The following is a 17,111-nucleotide window of genomic DNA, read 5'->3' as shown; positions in this document are numbered from 1 at the left end:
TCTCTTGAAGTTCCTGTTATTATCCAATCTGATTCTTCAATAACTTCCCAACCTTTAATTTCATCTTTTTTACTAATATAAACTGTATCTGGAACATTGTATTTCAAAGTTATATTATTATCCAGTAAGCTTATATTTACTGCACTATAACCTTTTGGAGTAGCTTTTTGTTCAAATTTTAAAATTAAATCTTCACACAATTTATCAATATCTTTTTTATCTTTTAAAGATGAATCATGAAAAAAATAATCTTTTCCATCTTCACCTTTAATAAAGCCATAGTTTTTTTCAGCCAAATAAGATGTTACTGTACCTATCATCTTTTACCTTCTAATAAACCATAACTTTGTATTAAATCTCTTAGTTTTTTTATTCTCATTTATCTTAAAGCTTCAACTAATTTTTTAAGTTGTTTTCTAATTTTTATGAACAAGCTGTAAATAAAAGTGTTACAGCAAAAAGTATTAAAATTCCGAATTTCTGCATTTTATGTTTCCTTATTGAACTTAAATTATTTAAGCTCACCTTTTTTAATTTTATGTTTTCTTCCAAAAATTAGATATAAAATCCATCCAATAGGATATAAAACCAAAATTACTATTATCCAAATAAGTTTATTTGTACTATCTTTAAATTCACTAGCAATTACATTAATTAGAATAACTATTGGCATAATCATAAAAATCACCATAATCAGCAAATCAATTCCAGAAGGCATTCCCATATTTTTCCTTATTTAATATTTTTTAATTAAGACTTGATTAGCCACCACATTTTATACCAGTAGCATTCCACTGTTTGTCTATTTCAATCATAGGCATTTCACAAATCATTCCTTTAATTTGTAAAATATATACTATTTTTCCATCTTTTTCAAAAGATTTAACAATTTTTATATCAGATTCTTGTGCCGATGTAATATTATATTGAACTGCAATGTTTTTTACAGTTTTTTCATCTGGTGTAGAAGAGCAGCCAATAAAAGCTGCTCCTACTAATATTGTTGATACTAATATTTTTATATTTTTCATAATAATCTACTTATTTAATAAAGTTGCAAAATCTTTATGATTTACAATATCGCTAATTAGTTGTTTAATTGTTGGTGCAAAAGATGTTCCCATATTATTACAAGCTGTATAAGCTACAAATGCTGATGGATAATCTCTTTTTGTATTTACTGTTAATGATTTACCATTTGATGAAGTAATAGTTACATTTACCTCCCAGTAAGCATTTCCAATTGTTGAACTTCCATAGATTTCATTTAAGTTCCCACTTATTTTTAAATCTGAGTTTGCATCATAATTTCCAGCCATTTTAAGTTCACTAATCAAAGCATCTTTTATATATTCTGAAAATGGTTCACCTTTTGGAGTTGTTATTGTTTCAGCCAATCGGCACATAACGCTACTTTCACCTTGATTTTTTGCTGTAAACTCTGAAACACCAAGTTTTACATCTTGATAATTTCTTAATGTTTGAACATTATCTGCTGAAACATTATATTCTGTTGTTTTTATTCCACAACCTGTAAAAAGTAATGTTGCCAATGCAACGCTTGAACTTAATAATAAAACTTTCTTCATTTTATCCCTTATAATCAAATTTATAACAAAATAATCTGTTATTACAGGTTATTATATAAAATTAAATCTTATATTAACCCGTAATTACGGATTGATAAAAAGATTTTAATAAATTATTATCACTCTGTAATAATAGAGAGTAATAAAATAATGAAAGAATTTAAAAATATAGAAGATTTCACAGAAGAACAAAAAGAAAACTTCTATAAAAATATTGGAAAAAATGTTGCTAAAATGAGAAAGAAACATAAACTTTCTCAACTCAAGCTAAGCCAATTAATGGGACATAAATCTACTTCACTTTTAAGTGGTGCAGAAATTTACTACAAAAAACAGCATTTTTCATTAGAACATTTAGCAAGTATATCTTATGTTTTAGATGAAAATATAGAAGAATTTTTTAAATAAAAATATTTACAATTAAAAAAAATCATTTATAAACTTCATCACTCTTTCATCTTTATCTTTTCTGTAAAATAAAAATATTAAACCTACTCCTGAAATAAATAAAAATATTGCAGCTTCTCTTACATCTTTTATATTACTATTACTAACAAATAGTATTATTGATGGAAGTATTGTAAAAAGTATGATTATTAAATAGTTTTTCAAATTTTATCCTTCGTATAATAAATTTATCAATCAAATTTTGAGATTATTATTTTAGTTTTTTTCATTTTTACTCCTATTGGCTCTTTTTCTTTTTAGCACTAAATATTTTTTATATCTATATAGCTCTTTATTTAAATTATCTTTCATAAAAATTTGAATAGCTACTAAAAGTAGAAATATAATTATAAAATTCATAAAAAATGTTCCATCATTAACTTTAAAATAAACTGCAGTTGTTACATAAAATATAAATATCCATAATATTAATTTACCATGTAAAAAGTATATAAGAAATAAAAACATATATTTATAGAAAAATCCTCTTGGTATCATATTTCTACTCCTTTGTTTCACATCTTGAGATTACTAGCTCTGTTGGTCCTTTAACAAAGTTATAGCTATTATCAATAGACCAATTATCAGACTTTGAAACTTCTATTTTTACATGGCTTACATTACAAACTAAAGTTTTATTACTATTAAAATCATTTATAAGATCATTTCTAATTTGTTCAAGATAAAGGACTGCTAGTATTGGAAATGAAATTAAAAATAAAATAAATAGTGTCCAAGCAATAACCTTTCCATTTGTATTTTCATATAGCTCTAATCTATTTTCATTCATCAGCAATACTCATATCTTTTTTATTATCTTTAAATTTAAATACACTATTAGGGGCTTTAGATGCCATTTTTTCACCAGACACAAGCAATACACCCCAAAATGCAATATATGATAGAACAATATTAATATTTACATACAAATCATCAGGAGCAAAAAACATAGCATAAAATAAGCTAAATATAAAAGAGCCTATTAGAACTAATATAGATACAACTACTAAAGTAACACCTAAGCTTCCAAAAAAGTGATTCATATTTTTATAAAAATTACACATAGGACTTCCTTTTATTTTTTACTCTATTTAACCATACAGTTATATATAATAAATGTATTTTTACCATCACTAACTCTATCTTTACCTTTTTTATCAAGTTTAAATCCTAAATTTTTAGAAACTATAAAATTATTACAAATAAGTTCATCTCCTTTTTCAAAAGCACTATAAAGCTCTTTTTTATTCTTTTTATCATAATAAAGAACTGCTACTATAAACAGACAAAAGATAACAAAAATAACTAAAACTTTAATATTAGAATTAAATAGTTCTTTATCTTTTTTACATTCATCTGATAAAACTTTTTGCTTATCCATACATTACTCCTTGTTGATTATTTATCTAAAATAGATATTATTTAAGCAATTATAAACTAATTTAGTTATAAAATCAATAGCTATCTTCTATAATAGTTACTAATATGCTATAATATTTACTAAATTAGAAGATAAAGAGAATAACAAATGACAAAAGAAGAGTTTTGTGTTAGATTAAAGGAATTAAATCTTACACAAAAAGATTTTGCAGAGATTGCACACGTACCTTACTCAACATTAAATAATTGGGGTTGTATGGCTAATGGTAAAATAATACAAGTTCCAAGTTGGGTAAGACCTTTTTTAGAACATTATGATAAGTCTATGCGCTTTGATATTTTAAGACACCAAATTTTTAAAGCAATATCAGTAGAACATATAAAAAAATAATAGTACTATTTTAGATCAAATAGTACTAAATAAATTAATAAAAGGATTAAAAAATGTTAGAAGTAATTGCAATTACAGTTTTAGTATTAGGAACAATATTAGCTATTGGAAAATATGATTATGAAAGAAGTTTGAAAAATAAACAGAATATTTGAAAGAATATATAAAAATTAAGTTTTAAAAATTTATATTTAGATACATAAATTTTATAAATGTTCATATTGGAGTATAAATTAATATTTAATTTATACTCTTTAAAGTTTAAGCAATAATTTATTAAAAATATTTAGCTCTTCTAGTAAAAGGATCTTTAGTTCGGAAGTATTAGAAATTATCTCAAAAATAGAAGGATCATCTAATTCTTCTTTAATCCATTCTATCAATCTTTTTTTATCTTCATCTTTTATTTCAAAAGAAACAATTTTATCTTTTTTAGATAACTTAAATTTCTCTAACTCAGTAATAAAAGAATTTTTAATGTTTAAAAAATCAAAATCTTTTTGAGATTCTTCAATATAAATAATAAAATAATATAGAAGCTTTATAATTCTTTCACCTCTATTCGAAAATTCTTGAATAATCTTTTGGAAAAAATTTTGTCCTTTTATTTTTTCAATTTTTGATTTTATGACATTTATTAAATTATATTTTCTTATAAATTCATTCATTGGTGAGATTAACTCATTTTTATTATCTTCATTTAGGTACTTATTAGCCTCTGAAAATAATTTATAAGTTTCATCAAAGGGATTCTTTGAATTTGAAAAAAGAAATAAGGGTGAGACTCCTAAATCTATTAATTTCTGAATTGTATTTATATCAGGATTTCTTTTTCCTAGCAAATAATGCGAGATTGCATTTTGTGAAACTCCTAACTTATTGGCAAAATCTTTTTGTGATAACCCCATTTTATCTATTATTATCTGTATTTTATTGTTGTAACTCATGTTAATTCCTTGACAAATATTTACATTTGTAATATAATACACAAATGTTCATTATTAATGAATATATAAATTATATCACAATTAATATAAAAAGGAGAAAAATGAATTCGAAACAAATAGCTGTTGAATATCTTGCGTCAAAGATTAGCAATCCTGCAATGATATTTAAAGATACAAATATTTTTAAATCAATTCTACCTTTCGCACGAGATAGTGCTAAGGAGTTTTTTGAGACGCAAACATCAAAAATGTTTTTAACTTCATATGTTGACGACGTAGGTCATGTAGTTGATGAATATATGTTGACTAGAAAAGAAAAGATGTATAAAAAGGCATTAATAACAAAAAACAAACTTTTTAGCAATCTTTGTTCAAGTCAAAAAACAGTTTCTTGGTTGATAGACAGGTGGATTAATACTTTTATCAATCTGACTTCAAATCCAGCCTATAAAGAGTATATAGATATTTCAAAAATCAAAATCGCTTTCAATGATGAGATTAGTACTACTCATAGCAACATAGAAGATATTTTGGAGTTTGAAAAACTACAAAAACTTCCAAAAGAGCAAATCATAAAAGCTTTGAAATTTATCTGGGAAGATGGATATTTTGATAATTCACTTGATAAAGAGGATATCGAAGAGCTTTGTAAAAAGTTTGATTTGAGTATCAAAGATGTTTTTGGAACCGATGATTTAGTAAAGCTAAATTTGAAAAAAGAACAAACTGAAAGCGGCAACTCTCAGCTTGTTTTTATATTTTGATAACTAACTAGGAAACCAAAATGAATAAAATAATAACAAAAATAGAAGAAAAAATCAAAAAACAGTTAAATATAGTTGAATATAAATTAATTTTATGTTTTAGGAATATAAATGAACGAAAATTTTAACTATATTAAAAAAAAGACAAAATTCACACAAATTAGTAATATTTGTTTATATGATGACAGATTGAGTTTAGATTCTAGAGGTTTAATGTGTATATTATTATCCTACCCTGATTCTTGGAAATTTTACAACATAAATGTAGCTAAAATTTGTGATATTGGAATAGATAAACTAAATAAATTATATAGGCAACTCGAGAAATATGGTTATTTAAAAAGAACTAAAAAAAGAGATGATAAGGGAAAATTTAGAGGTTTTGAATTTGAAATTTGCGATGAAGGAACCTTAAGTATGGAAATTTCATTAGAATCCACAGCGTTAAAAACACCGTTACGGCAAAAATCCGTTACGGTTAAATCAGTATCTACTAATACTAATATAACTAATACTAATAATATAGTTGATTTCGCTGATGATTATAAAGAAAAAATGAATGAATTGAATCAAAAACTCTTACAAAAACAGTTAAATAAAGATATGAAAATTCATAAGCTAGAAAATCTTGCTATTTCAAGACAAAATCGAATAGATTTTTAATAAGAGGACAAATAATGGAAAATTTTAATCAACAATTATTTAATACTATGCTTAATACACTTATTCTAAAATTTGGACTTTTTGTCAATACAAAAGATTGCGCTGCCATCCTTGGCATTAGCAGTAGAACACTCGACGAAAGAAGAAAATCTGGTCTCAATTGTCCTGAATATATAGAAGAAAAAAAATGTATAATGTATCCTGTTCAAAAAATAGTTGAATATCAACTAAAAAAAACGGAAAATTCAATTAAAACTATGTAAAACCACAAAATTGTGGTTTTACATCTAATCTTTTTTAATTCTCAACCTCTTTTGTGTTCTCAAAATTATTAAATAGTTTTTTCTCTCTGTCTTTTTAAATATATAAATATACTTTTTCTTCTAATTTTAAACTAGAAATAGGCTAGAAAAATATGGAAATTTATTCTTCTTTTAAACCTCTTCTCATAGCTTCAATTACCATATTATCGGCCTTTGTGTTTGTGAAAAGTTCGAAGGCAAGGACACCTTGATATAAAAGCATATCTTCTCCATCTTTTATCTCATTATCTAAACTTTTTGCTAAATCTAAGAATGGTGTGATTTTCCCATAAATACAATCAAAAGCAAAAGAGCTATTTTTTAAAACTTCATCTAAAATCTCTTTTGGAGCTGGTAAAAAATCATCTTTTAAACCTGCACTTGTAGAGTTTACAACTAAATCAAAATTATTTATTTTAAAATCTTCAAAAGAGAAAGCTTTTATATTAGTATTTTTAAAGAACTCTAATTTCTCTTTACTTCTATTTAGCACAGTTACATCTATATTTTTTTCAGCTAAAGCTAAAGCAATAGCCTTTGCTGTTCCACCAGCTCCCAAAAGTAGCACATTTTTTATGTTCCCAAAACTCTCAATTGCTTTTAAAAACCCAGGGGCATCTGTATTGTAAGCTATGACTTTATTATCTTCTAAAATATAGGTATTTACAGCTTCAATTTTTTGTGCAATTCCTTTTACTATATCTGCATTTTTAAAGGCAAACTCTTTATGTGGTACAGTTATATTTGCTCCTGAAAATCTATTTTTTAAAAATTCATCTTTTATTGTTTCACCGTTTTCTAAATGAAATTTTTCATAGTTTGCATCAAAATTTAAGTGTTTAAAACCAGCATTTTGCATTTGTGGAGATTTTGAGTGAACTACTGGGTTTCCAAATATTACAAATTTTTTCATATTTAAGCCTTTTTTGCATAGAAATTAAATAAAGGAAAATCACCATAATCTCTTTTAAAAACAAAAACTCTCTCATAAATAAAATCTCTAAATCCAAGTTTAGAACAGATATTTTCTAGCTCTTCTTTTGAAAATCCAAAGTGATAAACTCCCACATTATTGTGTTTTTTATGAAAAGTTCCATCCTCTTTTTCTAAATCATTTATACAAATAATTCCACCACTTCTTAATGCTTCATATGATTTCTTAAAAAATACATCAAGGTTTTCAATATGGTGCAGTGACATTGAAAGTACTATAAAATCAAAACTATCTTGAGGTAAATCTTGGTTTAAAATATCGTGTTTATAAGCTTTTATATTTGATAAATTTTTATCATTTGCTTTTTTATTAAACTCTTCTACCATTCCAGATGAGCTATCAAGTCCCAAAACTTCATTGTTAGAGTTTACAAGACAAAATGCTACAAGACCAGTTCCACAACCATAATCAAGAATATTTTTAACTTTACTTAAATCTACATTTTTTTTAATATTTTCTATACAAGCTTCCGTTTTATCGTGGCTTGTTTGCTTTTTATCCCAATCTTTTGCTCTTTCATCAAATCTACTCAAAATTTATCCTTAAACCGTTTTTAGGCAAGATTATAGCTAAAAATTAATAAGAGTAAAAAACGAGTATAAAATGAGTATAAAATATTTTTTTAGTGACGAAAACGACGGAAATTTAGCTTTTCATACAGGTGATATTAAAGAAAATGTAGAAAAAAATAGAAAAAATCTAGCTATAAAATATGGATATGAAAATGAAGATTTGGTCTATATGAATCAAATTCACACAAATAATATTGTAATTGTAGATAAAAATAGCCCAAAATTAATAGACAATTGCGATGCAATTATCACAAAAGAGAAGAACTTGCCACTTATGGTTATGGTAGCTGATTGTATTCCTATTTTACTATTTGATGAAAAAAAAGGAGTAATAGCAGCCATTCATGCAGGAAGAAACTCAACTTTTTTAAAAATAGCTCAAATTACAGCTTTAAAAATGATAGAAGATTTTTTTTGTGAAGCAAAAGATATAAAAGTAGTTTTAGGAGCTAGTATTCAAAAATGTTGCTATGAAGTAAGCCCACAAATGGCAAAAATAGTAAAAACCTCTTTTGGAAAGGAGTTTGTAAACAATAGAAATATAGATTTGCAAGGAATAAATAAAAAACTTTTAAGTGAAATTGGAGTTACAAATATAGAAATTTCTCCTATTTGCACAAAATGTGGAGATAAACCATATTTTTCTTATAGAAAAGATAAAAGTATAGGAAGATTTGCAGGGGTTATTTTTATTGAATCTGCAGTTTGATTTTGTTTTTTAGCTTCAAAAAAATCTAAAAGTCTCTAAAATTTATCTATAAATATTATAAAGTCCAATTTATAAGCCCTACTTAGATAAAATAGCCAGATTTTATAAAAATTACTTATAATAAAATTTAAACAAGGATGTATCTAAAATGATTTTTAAGGTTACAAAAGAGTTGGCTCTTGATTATCACAAAAACCCAAAAGCAGGGAAGCTTAGTGTTGTTACAACAAAAAGTTTTAAAAATAAAAATGATTTAAGTCTAGCATATACACCTGGGGTTGCTTTTGCTTGTGAAGAGATAAAAAATAATCCACAAGATGCTTTTTTATACACAACAAAAAGAAATCTTGTAGCAGTTATATCAAATGGAACGGCAGTTTTAGGGCTTGGAAATATTGGAGCATTGGCAAGTAAACCTGTAATGGAAGGAAAAGCCGTACTTTTTAAAGAGTTTGCAAAAGTAGATTCTTTTGATATTGAAGTAGATGAAAAAGATATTGATAGATTTTGTGATATTGTAAAAGCTATTAGTCCTACTTTTGGTGGAATAAACCTTGAAGATATAAAAGCTCCTGAGTGTTTTACTATTGAAGAAAGATTGGTTGAGGAGCTTGATATTCCTGTTATGCATGATGATCAGCACGGAACAGCTATTATTACAACAGCTGCAATTTTAAATGCAAGTGAACTTTTAAATAAAAAAATAGAGGATTTAAAAGTGGTTGTTATAGGTGCTGGAGCAGCTGCAATTGCTTGTTCAAAAATGTATAAAGAATTAGGTATTAAAAACCTTATAATGTGCGATTCAAAAGGAGTAATAAATGGCAAAAGAGATGATTTAAACTCATATAAAAAAGAGTTTATAAGTGAATTTGAAACTTTAGAAGATGCTTTTAAAGATGCTGATATGGTTTTAGGACTTTCACGACCAAAAACATTTACTTTAAAACATATAGAGCTAATGTGTGAAGAGCCAATAGTATTTACTCTTGCAAACCCAACTCCAGAGCTTTTTCCTGAAGATGTAAAAAGTGTACGACCAAAAGCTATTATTGGAACTGGAAGATCAGATTATCCAAATCAAGTAAATAATGTTTTGGGGTTTCCTTTTATCTTTAGAGGTGCTTTAGATGTTCAAGCTAGAAAGATTACAATGAGTATGAAATTAGAAGCTGCAAAAGCAATTGCTGCACTTGCAAAAGAGCCAATTACAGCTCCAGTTAAAGAGCTTTTTGGAGATTTAAGCTTTGGGAAAGAGTATATTATTCCAACTCCTTTTGATAAAAGACTTCTAGTAGAAGTTTCAAGTGCAGTTGCTGCTGAGGCTTTTAAATTAGGAATTACAAGAGTAAAAGAGTTTGATTTAGAAAAATATAAAAAAGAGCTTGAAGAGTTAAAATAGTTTAGGAAAAAGATGGAACAATATATTTTAAAAATAGCAACAAATGATGCAAAAGGGCTTATATACAATATTTCAAAAGTTCTTTTTGCAAATAATTTAAACATAGATACAAATGCTGAGTATGTGGATGAAGAGACAAAAGAGTTCTTTATGAGAAGTTTAATCTCTGGAAAAGTTATGCAAAATATTCTTTTAAAAGAGTTAAAAGAGGTGTTACCTGAGGGTGCAAAAATAAGTTTGAATAAGAAAGAAAAAAAAGATGTAGTTCTCCTTGCAACAAAAGAGAGCCATGTTTTGGGTGATTTACTTATTCGTTATGTTTCAAATGAGTTAAATGCAAATATAAAAGCAGTTATTGCAAATCATGAAGATTTAAGAAGCTTAGTTGAAAAATTTGATATTCCATTTTTTTGTATAAGTGCGAATAATATATCAAAAGATGAACATGAAAAATTAATTTCGCAAAAAATTGATGAATTTAACCCAGAATTAATAGTTTTAGCAAAATATATGAGAATACTTTCAAGTAATTTTGTAGCAAACTATACTGGAAAAGTTTTAAACATTCACCACTCATTTTTACCAGCATTTATTGGTGCAAATCCATATAAACAAGCTCATGAAAGAGGTGTTAAAATTATTGGAGCAACGGCTCATTATGTTACAAATGATTTGGATGAAGGTCCTATTATTTACCAAGATGTTGTAAGAGTTGATCATAGTTACTCTTGGGAAGATATGAGAAATGCTGGAAGAAATGTAGAAAAAGTTGTTTTATCAAATGCCTTTGAGTTACTCTTAAATGATAGAGTGTTTATCCATAGAAATAAAACGGTGATTTTATAATGTTTAATATTGTACTTCACGAACCACGAATTCCAGGAAATGTAGGAACTATTGGAAGACTTGCTTTTGCACTAAATTCTAAACTTCATTTAATCAAGCCTTACGGTTTTGGTGAAATTACTGAAAAAGAAGTAAGAAGAGCAGGGCTTGATTATTGGTATAATTTAGAGGTTTTTGAATATGAAAATATAGAGGAATTTTGGAAGTTGAATCCTTTAAATGATAGACATTTTTTTGCTACAACAAAGACAAAAAATCTATATTTTGATAAAGGTTTTAAAGAGAATGACTATTTTTATTTTGGAAGAGAAGATGCTGGGCTTCCAGAAAATATTTTAGAAAAAAGTCCAAATACAAATATTACAATTCCTATGACAAATAGTGCAAGAAGTTTAAATATGGCAAACTCAGTTTCTATTATCTGCTATGAAGCTTTAAGACAGAATATAGGAAGTTTTAAATTTTAAAATCCAAAGATTAATCTTTGGATTTTATTAAAATTCTACTTTTTTTAAGAAGTTTGTTTATAGCTTCTACTTTTTTTTGAATAGCTATTCTCTCTTCGATTTTTGCTTTTTTAAGTTCTTTTAACTCTTCTCTTAATTTTGTTCTTTTCTCTTTTAAATCTTCGATTAAAATTAAAAGTTTTTTCTCTTTAGACTCTTTTAAACTATCTTGTTTTAAGTATTTTTTGATTTTATCTATGATTTTATTTAATTTCATTTTTTACCTCTTCTAACTCTTTATTTAAATCACTATTTACAAAAATAATATTTGCAACTTCAACAAGTTTTTTCTGAATAGAGTAACCTGTTGCACTATCATTTATAAAAGAAGTTGCCATTGTTGCTTTTATTTTATCTTCTCTAATTAGTGCATCAATATCTTCACTACTTGCCATATCATTTTGTGCTAATTCAGTTTTTATTACTTCAAGTTGTGTTAGTTGTTCTGCATCACTTTGTAAAGTCGAAAGAGTGTTTATATCTATTAAAATTTCAGCAAGTTCCTTTCTTAGGATGTTGTACTCATCTTTAATAAATTCATTTCTACTTTTTAAGTAATAGTTTAAATTTTTTTGAATATCTCTTGTATCTTTTAAAACTTCAACTATTAGGGCTGCTGCTCTTTTTAATTCACCAGCTTCTTTATGTTGGAAATCAAACATATTTTCTTGAGCAAAAGATGAGAATTTTATAATATCACTATAAAGAGATTTTAGATTTTTTTGATAAATTTCATCAATATTTGTATCTATAATAGCTACTTCTTTTGATAATTGAACTTTTAAATTCTCTTTTGTAAGCCCTGTTGTATGAAGATTTAAAGCATGTAGAATAGCTTTTTGACAATTTTCATATAAGTTTATAATCTCTTTTCTAATAGCTACAAGTGCAGCATCTGGGTTACTTAAAACAACATTTGATAGATATTTTGGTTTTGATGCTGAAGAGATTTTTTGAGGGATTATTTTCTCTAAAAATATTGCAATCATAGAAATAAAAGGAAATAAAACCAAAATTCCAAGCAAACTAAATAGAGTGTGAAATAGTGCTAGTTTCATACCATTGTTTGTTTCGCTAATTCCTAAATATGGAGCTAGAAAATCAACTAAATCTTTAAATTGATAGATAAAAATTGTAATTAAAGTAGCACTAATAACATTGAAAACAACATGCGAACCAGCAACTCTTTTTGCATCTTGTGTTGATGTAAGTGAAGCTAAAACTGCTGTTAAAACTGTTCCAACATTTGCACCAATTGCAAGAGCTAAAGCATTTATATAAGTAATACTTTCAACATTTAAAGCTGTAATAATAATAGCTAAAGTTGCGGCACTTGATTGAATAACAATAGTAATAATAAGTCCTATTAAAATATATAGTAAAATTCCAGCATAACCGTCCATAGCATAACTTGCTAAATCAATTTGGTCTTTTATTACATCAAAACCATCTTTCATATAAGCAATTCCAAGGAAAATAAAACCAAGACCTAAAAGTACATTTCCACTTCCTTTCATAGTATTTGTTTTGAAAAATCTTAAGATTACTCCAAAAACAAGCATAGGAAAGGCATAAGTTGAAATTTTTACATCAATTCCAAGACTTGAAACTATCCAAGCAGTTGTTGTACTTCCTAAGTTTGAACCAAAAATAACTCCAATTCCTTGAACTAAAGTAATAAGCTCTGCTCCCACAAATGAAATAGTTAGTAAAGTTGTAATTGTAGAACTTTGAACTACTGATGTTGCTACAAAACCAGTAGCAATAGCATAAAAACTATTATGTGTAAACTTTTGTAAAAGTTTTTCTAAAAGCCCACCAGATAGTTGTTTGAAACCATCTTGCATAAAAAACATACCAATTATAAAAATAGCAATTCCACTTAAAATAACAGTGAAGCTTTGGTACTTTACTACTATAAATGCCAAAATAGATAAGCAAAGAAAAATAATAATATTTTTTTGCATTACAATTCACCCCTCCAAATTACAATATAATTTTTGATTATAACTAATATTTATTTAATAAGTAGTTTTTCGCTAATATCACACCTAACACTTTTATAGGAGAGTTTTTTGTACAAGATTTTACTTTTGGAAGATGATAAGCTTTTTGCTTCAACTTTAGAAGATTTTTTAAGTAGTGAAAGTTTTTTACTTGATATTGCAAAAGATGGTGAAGAGGCTTTAAATTTAAACTATGAAAACAACTATGATTTATATATCTTTGATATAAATGTTCCAAAAATAAATGGCCTAGAACTTCTAAAACTTCTTAGAGAAAATAAAGATGAAACACCTACAATTTTTTTAACTTCATATAAAGATAAAGATATTTTAAAAGATGCTTATTTAAAAGGTTGTGATGATTATATAAAAAAGCCTGTTGATTTAGATGAACTTATTTTACGAATAAAAGCTGTATTAAAAAGAAATAATAAAGAGTTTAGCCCTATAAATTTAGATGAAAATACTACTTTTAATCCTATTTCAAAACGGGTTTTACAAAATGGAATTGATATAAATTTACCAATAAAAGTTGTGGAACTTTTGGAACTATTTTTAGAAAAAAAAGATGAGATTGTCTCAAAAGAGATGATTATAAGAAAGCTTTGGAGTGCAAATCAAGATTATAGTGAAGGCTCAATTAGAGTCTATATAAATCAGTTAAAGAAAATATTTAAAAATAAAAACTGTATAAAAAATATAAAGGGAATAGGGTATAAATTTGAACTCTAAAAAGATAAATCTACTTATATCTATTTGTATAATCTTTATTTTTTCGGTTTCTACTGCTTTTTATATAAACTATATTTTTATTTTAAAATTTGAGTCTTTTCAAGAGTTTTATTTTATATTTTTAGCTATTTTACTATTTTTTTCTCTTTGTATTTTTTTACTTTTTTCAAACTCTATTTTAAAAGAGGCATTTAAAAGTGATGAGAAGATAGAAAAAGAGATAAAAAATACTCTTCATGAGCTAAATATTCCTGCAAGTACAATAAAAATGAATGTTCAGCTTTTGAAAAAAAGTTTAAAAGATGAAAGAGATTTGCAAAGATTAGAAAGAATAAATAAGGCAAATGAAAATCTTTTGAAGTTGTATGAAAATTTGGAATATGAGTTTAAAAAAGAGATTGATAAAATCGAACTTGAAGAGTTTTATTTAAAAGATATTTTGGATATATCACTAAATAAATTTGAAGATATAAAAAATGACACAAAAATAGATATAAATATAGAAAACTCTCTTCTAAAAAGTGATTTCAACGGCTTTTTAATAGTTTTAGATAATCTAATCTCAAATGCCATAAAATATAATAACAAAGAAAATCCTTATATAAAAATAGAGTCTAAAGATAGTATTTTTTCTATTTTTAATAAGGGAGAAAAAATTGATACAAAAAATATCATTCAAGTTTTTGATAGATATTTTCAAGAAAATCCACTAAATAGTGGCTTTGGCTTAGGTTTAGCGATTATAAAAGAGTTTTGTGATAAAAATAAAATATCAATAGATATAGAGAATTTAGAAGATGGAACAAAAATAAATTTAAATTTAAAAAATATAGTTAAAATATAGCCTTAAAAGCTATATTTTAAATTTACATATCCATATCGACCTGGGTCATTAAATAGAATTTGGTCTTGGTTTGTTCCTGTTTTTACATAGTTTACATCTTGATAAGTATTTGTAGAGTTATAAACTTTATCAAACAAGTTATCAACTCCTAAAGTTAATTCAAAATGTTTAAATAACTCTTGAGTATATTTTAAATTTGTAACAGCATATCCAGCAATTTCTTGCTCTTTTGCACTTTCATCAAAATTACTCCATTTATCAACTGCTATAACTTCTGCTTTAAATTTTGCTTGTTTATACTCATAGTTTAAAGCTAAGTTCGCTTTTAATGGTGGAATTTCTGCTAAATCTTTATCATTTCCAGTATAATTTCCATCTTTTTTACCTTTTAAATATGCAAGACCAAAATCAAATGAAAAATCATCTGTAAAGTAGTAATATCCACTAATATCAGCTCCATATATTTTTGCATCAATATTCTCAAATTTGCTACTATTATATATATAATCTTTTAATTTTGAATAGAAAATCTTTGGTTTTATATTTAAGTTTCCTATATTTGCTTCATATCCAAAATCTATTTCATAGTTTTTTGTCTGCTCTAAATTTGGGTTTGAAGATGAAGTTTGTTGATAAAGTTCTCTAGCATCTGGAACTCTTGAAGATTTACCAATACCTGCAAAGATTTTGTTTTGTTCATTTATATTGTAAGTAGTAAAAATATAGCCACTTAATCCTACATATTTTTTATCATCTACATTTGGTCTTACAGTATCTATATCTGTATAATCATATCTAGCTCCTGCTTCTAAATCAAAAGAACCAAAAGATTTTTCAAGTTTTGTAAATATTGCTTTATTTGTAGTATCTGTATCATACATTTTATTCATTGTTGGGTTTGGAGTTTTTCCACCTGTATTTATATTGGTCATATACATTCCACCTTCCCAGTTTCTTTTACTTGTATCAAGTCCAATAGTTAGTAAGCTATCAGCGATTTCTAAAGAGTTTTTAACTGTTGCTCCCCAAATTGAAGTTTTTAAGTGGTTTGTCATATAAGACATTCCATTTCCATTTCTTAATTGTCCACTCATAGGATGATCAACTTTTGAGTAGTAGTAGTCCAAATTTAACTCTTTTGATAAACTTCCTAAATCTCTAATAGTATATCCAACAGTATAAATATCACTATCATCATAATCTGCATCCATAGGACCAGCTGGATATAAAATACCATCACTTCTATTTGCAGTATAAGATAGTCTTAAATCCTGATCATCTGTAATATTAAATTGAAGTTTTGTTAAAACACTCTTTTTCTCAAATGCATCAATATTACTATCTCTATATTGATCTTTAGGAAGAACTCCTCTTTTCTTTTGCTGTTCTAAGAAATTATCTCCATTTCCATCTTTATATGCTTTACTCTCTTCTGTTGAAGCAGAGATTAAGGCTTTAACTTTATCATTTCCACCTTCAATTGTTGCACTTGCTTTTTTATAGTTAAAACTTCCAGCATTTAAATTCAACTCACCATGAAATCCCTCTTTTGGATCTTTTGTTTCAACTTTTACTAAACCACTTAAAGTTCCAAAATTTTCAACATCATAAGGACCTTCAATAATCTTTACACTTTTAATATTATTTGTAACCACATGAGAAGTTGGTGGATCCATTCTATTTGGACAAGCTCCATATATTTTTGCATTATCTATTAAGATATTAATATTGTCTTTTTTTTGTCCTCTTAAAATAATATCATTTGCAATTCCATTTCTTCTTACAACTGAGATATTAGCAGAGTTTTTAGTTAAAGCTTCAGCTAAATCAGCACTTTTTAGCTCTTCACTATTTATATCTTTTATAAGTTTTGAATTTGCCTTTTCAACTATACTTATTTCTTTTAAAGTCGTAGTTTCATTTGCAAGCAAAGAGCTACAAAGTATTAGTGAATAACATATTTTTTGTTTCATCATATTTTCCCTTTTTTTTTGAAATTTGTAAAATTATTTCAAAT

The 17,111-nt window shown here is 25.9% G+C and carries 26 protein-coding genes; 11 read left to right on the top strand and 15 right to left on the bottom strand.

Annotated features, from left to right (window positions below; all coding sequences use genetic code 11):
* From IQC44_RS02080 to IQC44_RS02065, 4 genes are all read right to left on the bottom strand, one after another.
* On the bottom strand, positions 1-320 hold a 320-nt coding region (locus tag IQC44_RS02080; RefSeq protein ID WP_198304537.1), incomplete at its 3' end, for a cold-shock protein.
* A 191-nt stretch (positions 321-511) separates the two neighbouring features.
* Entirely contained in the window at positions 512-724 is a 213-nt protein-coding gene (locus IQC44_RS02075; protein ID WP_198304536.1) for a PLD nuclease N-terminal domain-containing protein, read from the bottom strand.
* 37 nt (positions 725-761) lie between these two features.
* Positions 762-1,031 carry a hypothetical protein gene (locus IQC44_RS02070; RefSeq protein ID WP_198304535.1) on the bottom strand — a complete coding sequence of 90 codons (270 nt, stop codon included), beginning with the start codon at positions 1,029-1,031 and terminating at the stop codon, positions 762-764.
* 6 nt (positions 1,032-1,037) lie between these two features.
* Entirely contained in the window at positions 1,038-1,589 is a 552-nt protein-coding gene (locus IQC44_RS02065; protein ID WP_198304534.1) for a hypothetical protein, read from the bottom strand.
* Positions 1,590-1,739: 150 nt separating this feature from the next.
* Here IQC44_RS02065 and IQC44_RS02060 point away from each other — a divergent pair, with 150 nt between their 5' ends.
* Entirely contained in the window at positions 1,740-1,997 is a 258-nt protein-coding gene (locus IQC44_RS02060; protein ID WP_228286224.1) for an XRE family transcriptional regulator, read from the top strand.
* Between the two features lie 12 nt (positions 1,998-2,009).
* Here the strand turns inward: IQC44_RS02060 and IQC44_RS02055 are convergent, their stop codons facing one another.
* Genes IQC44_RS02055 through IQC44_RS02035 form a run of 5 tightly spaced genes read right to left on the bottom strand, consistent with a single transcriptional unit; the run spans position 2,010 to position 3,417 of the window.
* Positions 2,010-2,201, bottom strand: a complete 192-nt coding sequence (locus IQC44_RS02055) for a hypothetical protein (RefSeq protein ID WP_198304533.1) — start codon at positions 2,199-2,201, stop codon at positions 2,010-2,012.
* 51 nt (positions 2,202-2,252) lie between these two features.
* Positions 2,253-2,534: a hypothetical protein gene (locus IQC44_RS02050; RefSeq protein ID WP_198304532.1), complete on the bottom strand. Its 282-nt coding sequence runs from the start codon at positions 2,532-2,534 to the stop codon at positions 2,253-2,255.
* Positions 2,535-2,538: 4 nt separating this feature from the next.
* A complete protein-coding gene (locus IQC44_RS02045) occupies positions 2,539-2,826 on the bottom strand; it encodes a hypothetical protein (protein WP_198304531.1) in 288 nt (95 codons plus the stop codon).
* Positions 2,819-3,100 carry a hypothetical protein gene (locus IQC44_RS02040; protein WP_198304530.1) on the bottom strand — a complete coding sequence of 94 codons (282 nt, stop codon included), beginning with the start codon at positions 3,098-3,100 and terminating at the stop codon, positions 2,819-2,821. Before IQC44_RS02040 ends, IQC44_RS02045 begins: the two co-directional genes overlap by 8 nt.
* Positions 3,101-3,123: 23 nt before the next feature.
* Complete coding sequence (locus IQC44_RS02035) at positions 3,124-3,417, bottom strand: hypothetical protein (RefSeq protein ID WP_198304529.1); 294 nt, start codon at positions 3,415-3,417, stop codon at positions 3,124-3,126.
* A gap of 147 nt (positions 3,418-3,564) precedes the next feature.
* On the opposite strand from IQC44_RS02035, the gene IQC44_RS02030 reads away from it, so the two are divergent.
* On the top strand, positions 3,565-3,807 hold the full coding sequence (locus IQC44_RS02030; protein ID WP_228286223.1) for a hypothetical protein: 243 nt from the start codon (positions 3,565-3,567) through the stop codon (positions 3,805-3,807).
* 254 nt (positions 3,808-4,061) lie between these two features.
* On the opposite strand, the gene IQC44_RS02025 is transcribed toward IQC44_RS02030, so the two are convergent.
* The gene (locus IQC44_RS02025; protein WP_198304528.1) at positions 4,062-4,754 is read right to left on the bottom strand and encodes a helix-turn-helix domain-containing protein; all 693 of its coding nucleotides are present in this window, start codon (positions 4,752-4,754) and stop codon (positions 4,062-4,064) included.
* A gap of 101 nt (positions 4,755-4,855) precedes the next feature.
* Between IQC44_RS02025 and IQC44_RS02020 the strand changes: the two genes are divergently transcribed.
* The 3 genes from IQC44_RS02020 to IQC44_RS02010 all read left to right on the top strand — a co-directional run bounded on the left by IQC44_RS02020 (position 4,856) and on the right by IQC44_RS02010 (position 6,444).
* The gene (locus tag IQC44_RS02020; protein ID WP_198304527.1) at positions 4,856-5,518 is read left to right on the top strand and encodes a hypothetical protein; all 663 of its coding nucleotides are present in this window, start codon (positions 4,856-4,858) and stop codon (positions 5,516-5,518) included.
* A gap of 111 nt (positions 5,519-5,629) precedes the next feature.
* Positions 5,630-6,181 (top strand): helix-turn-helix domain-containing protein, encoded by a 552-nt coding sequence (locus tag IQC44_RS02015; RefSeq protein WP_198304526.1) that lies wholly within the window; start codon positions 5,630-5,632, stop codon positions 6,179-6,181.
* Between the two features lie 14 nt (positions 6,182-6,195).
* On the top strand, positions 6,196-6,444 hold the full coding sequence (locus IQC44_RS02010) for a hypothetical protein (RefSeq protein ID WP_151029111.1): 249 nt from the start codon (positions 6,196-6,198) through the stop codon (positions 6,442-6,444).
* Positions 6,445-6,604: 160 nt separating this feature from the next.
* Here IQC44_RS02010 and IQC44_RS02005 read toward each other — a convergent pair whose 3' ends face one another.
* Together IQC44_RS02005 and IQC44_RS02000 are read right to left on the bottom strand one after the other, a co-directional pair.
* Positions 6,605-7,396 (bottom strand): shikimate dehydrogenase, encoded by a 792-nt coding sequence (locus IQC44_RS02005; RefSeq protein WP_198304525.1) that lies wholly within the window; start codon positions 7,394-7,396, stop codon positions 6,605-6,607.
* A gap of 2 nt (positions 7,397-7,398) precedes the next feature.
* Positions 7,399-8,010, bottom strand: coding sequence for a class I SAM-dependent DNA methyltransferase (locus IQC44_RS02000; RefSeq protein WP_198304524.1), 612 nt, complete (start codon positions 8,008-8,010; stop codon positions 7,399-7,401).
* A 70-nt stretch (positions 8,011-8,080) separates the two neighbouring features.
* Between IQC44_RS02000 and pgeF the strand changes: the two genes are divergently transcribed.
* From pgeF to IQC44_RS01980, 4 genes are all read left to right on the top strand, one after another.
* Positions 8,081-8,758, top strand: a complete 678-nt coding sequence (pgeF, locus tag IQC44_RS01995; protein ID WP_198304523.1) for a peptidoglycan editing factor PgeF — start codon at positions 8,081-8,083, stop codon at positions 8,756-8,758.
* Between the two features lie 148 nt (positions 8,759-8,906).
* The gene (locus IQC44_RS01990; RefSeq protein WP_198304522.1) at positions 8,907-10,160 is read left to right on the top strand and encodes a malic enzyme-like NAD(P)-binding protein; all 1,254 of its coding nucleotides are present in this window, start codon (positions 8,907-8,909) and stop codon (positions 10,158-10,160) included.
* Positions 10,161-10,172: 12 nt separating this feature from the next.
* Positions 10,173-11,006, top strand: coding sequence for a formyltetrahydrofolate deformylase (gene purU / locus IQC44_RS01985; RefSeq protein ID WP_198304521.1), 834 nt, complete (start codon positions 10,173-10,175; stop codon positions 11,004-11,006).
* Positions 11,006-11,473, top strand: a complete 468-nt coding sequence (locus tag IQC44_RS01980; RefSeq protein WP_198304520.1) for a tRNA (cytidine(34)-2'-O)-methyltransferase — start codon at positions 11,006-11,008, stop codon at positions 11,471-11,473. The genes purU and IQC44_RS01980 overlap by 1 nt, the downstream gene beginning before the upstream one ends.
* Before the next feature lie 10 nt (positions 11,474-11,483).
* Here IQC44_RS01980 and IQC44_RS01975 read toward each other — a convergent pair whose 3' ends face one another.
* Positions 11,484-11,729, bottom strand: a complete 246-nt coding sequence (locus IQC44_RS01975; RefSeq protein WP_198304519.1) for a hypothetical protein — start codon at positions 11,727-11,729, stop codon at positions 11,484-11,486.
* Complete coding sequence (locus IQC44_RS01970; RefSeq protein WP_198304518.1) at positions 11,716-13,479, bottom strand: Na/Pi cotransporter family protein; 1,764 nt, start codon at positions 13,477-13,479, stop codon at positions 11,716-11,718. Before IQC44_RS01970 ends, IQC44_RS01975 begins: the two co-directional genes overlap by 14 nt.
* Positions 13,480-13,587: 108 nt before the next feature.
* On the opposite strand from IQC44_RS01970, the gene IQC44_RS01965 reads away from it, so the two are divergent.
* Complete coding sequence (locus tag IQC44_RS01965) at positions 13,588-14,250, top strand: response regulator transcription factor (protein ID WP_198304517.1); 663 nt, start codon at positions 13,588-13,590, stop codon at positions 14,248-14,250.
* Positions 14,240-15,094, top strand: a complete 855-nt coding sequence (locus IQC44_RS01960) for a sensor histidine kinase (protein WP_198304516.1) — start codon at positions 14,240-14,242, stop codon at positions 15,092-15,094. The genes IQC44_RS01965 and IQC44_RS01960 overlap by 11 nt, the downstream gene beginning before the upstream one ends.
* 2 nt (positions 15,095-15,096) lie before the next feature.
* On the opposite strand, the gene IQC44_RS01955 is transcribed toward IQC44_RS01960, so the two are convergent.
* A complete protein-coding gene (locus tag IQC44_RS01955) occupies positions 15,097-17,067 on the bottom strand; it encodes a TonB-dependent receptor (RefSeq protein ID WP_198304515.1) in 1,971 nt (656 codons plus the stop codon).
* Between the last annotated feature and the right edge of the window lie 44 nt (positions 17,068-17,111).

Origin of the sequence: Arcobacter vandammei, from assembly GCF_016106035.1 — a bacterium.
GTDB lineage: Bacteria > Campylobacterota > Campylobacteria > Campylobacterales > Arcobacteraceae > Aliarcobacter > Aliarcobacter vandammei.
This window is presented reverse-complemented; position numbering and strand designations above follow the sequence as displayed.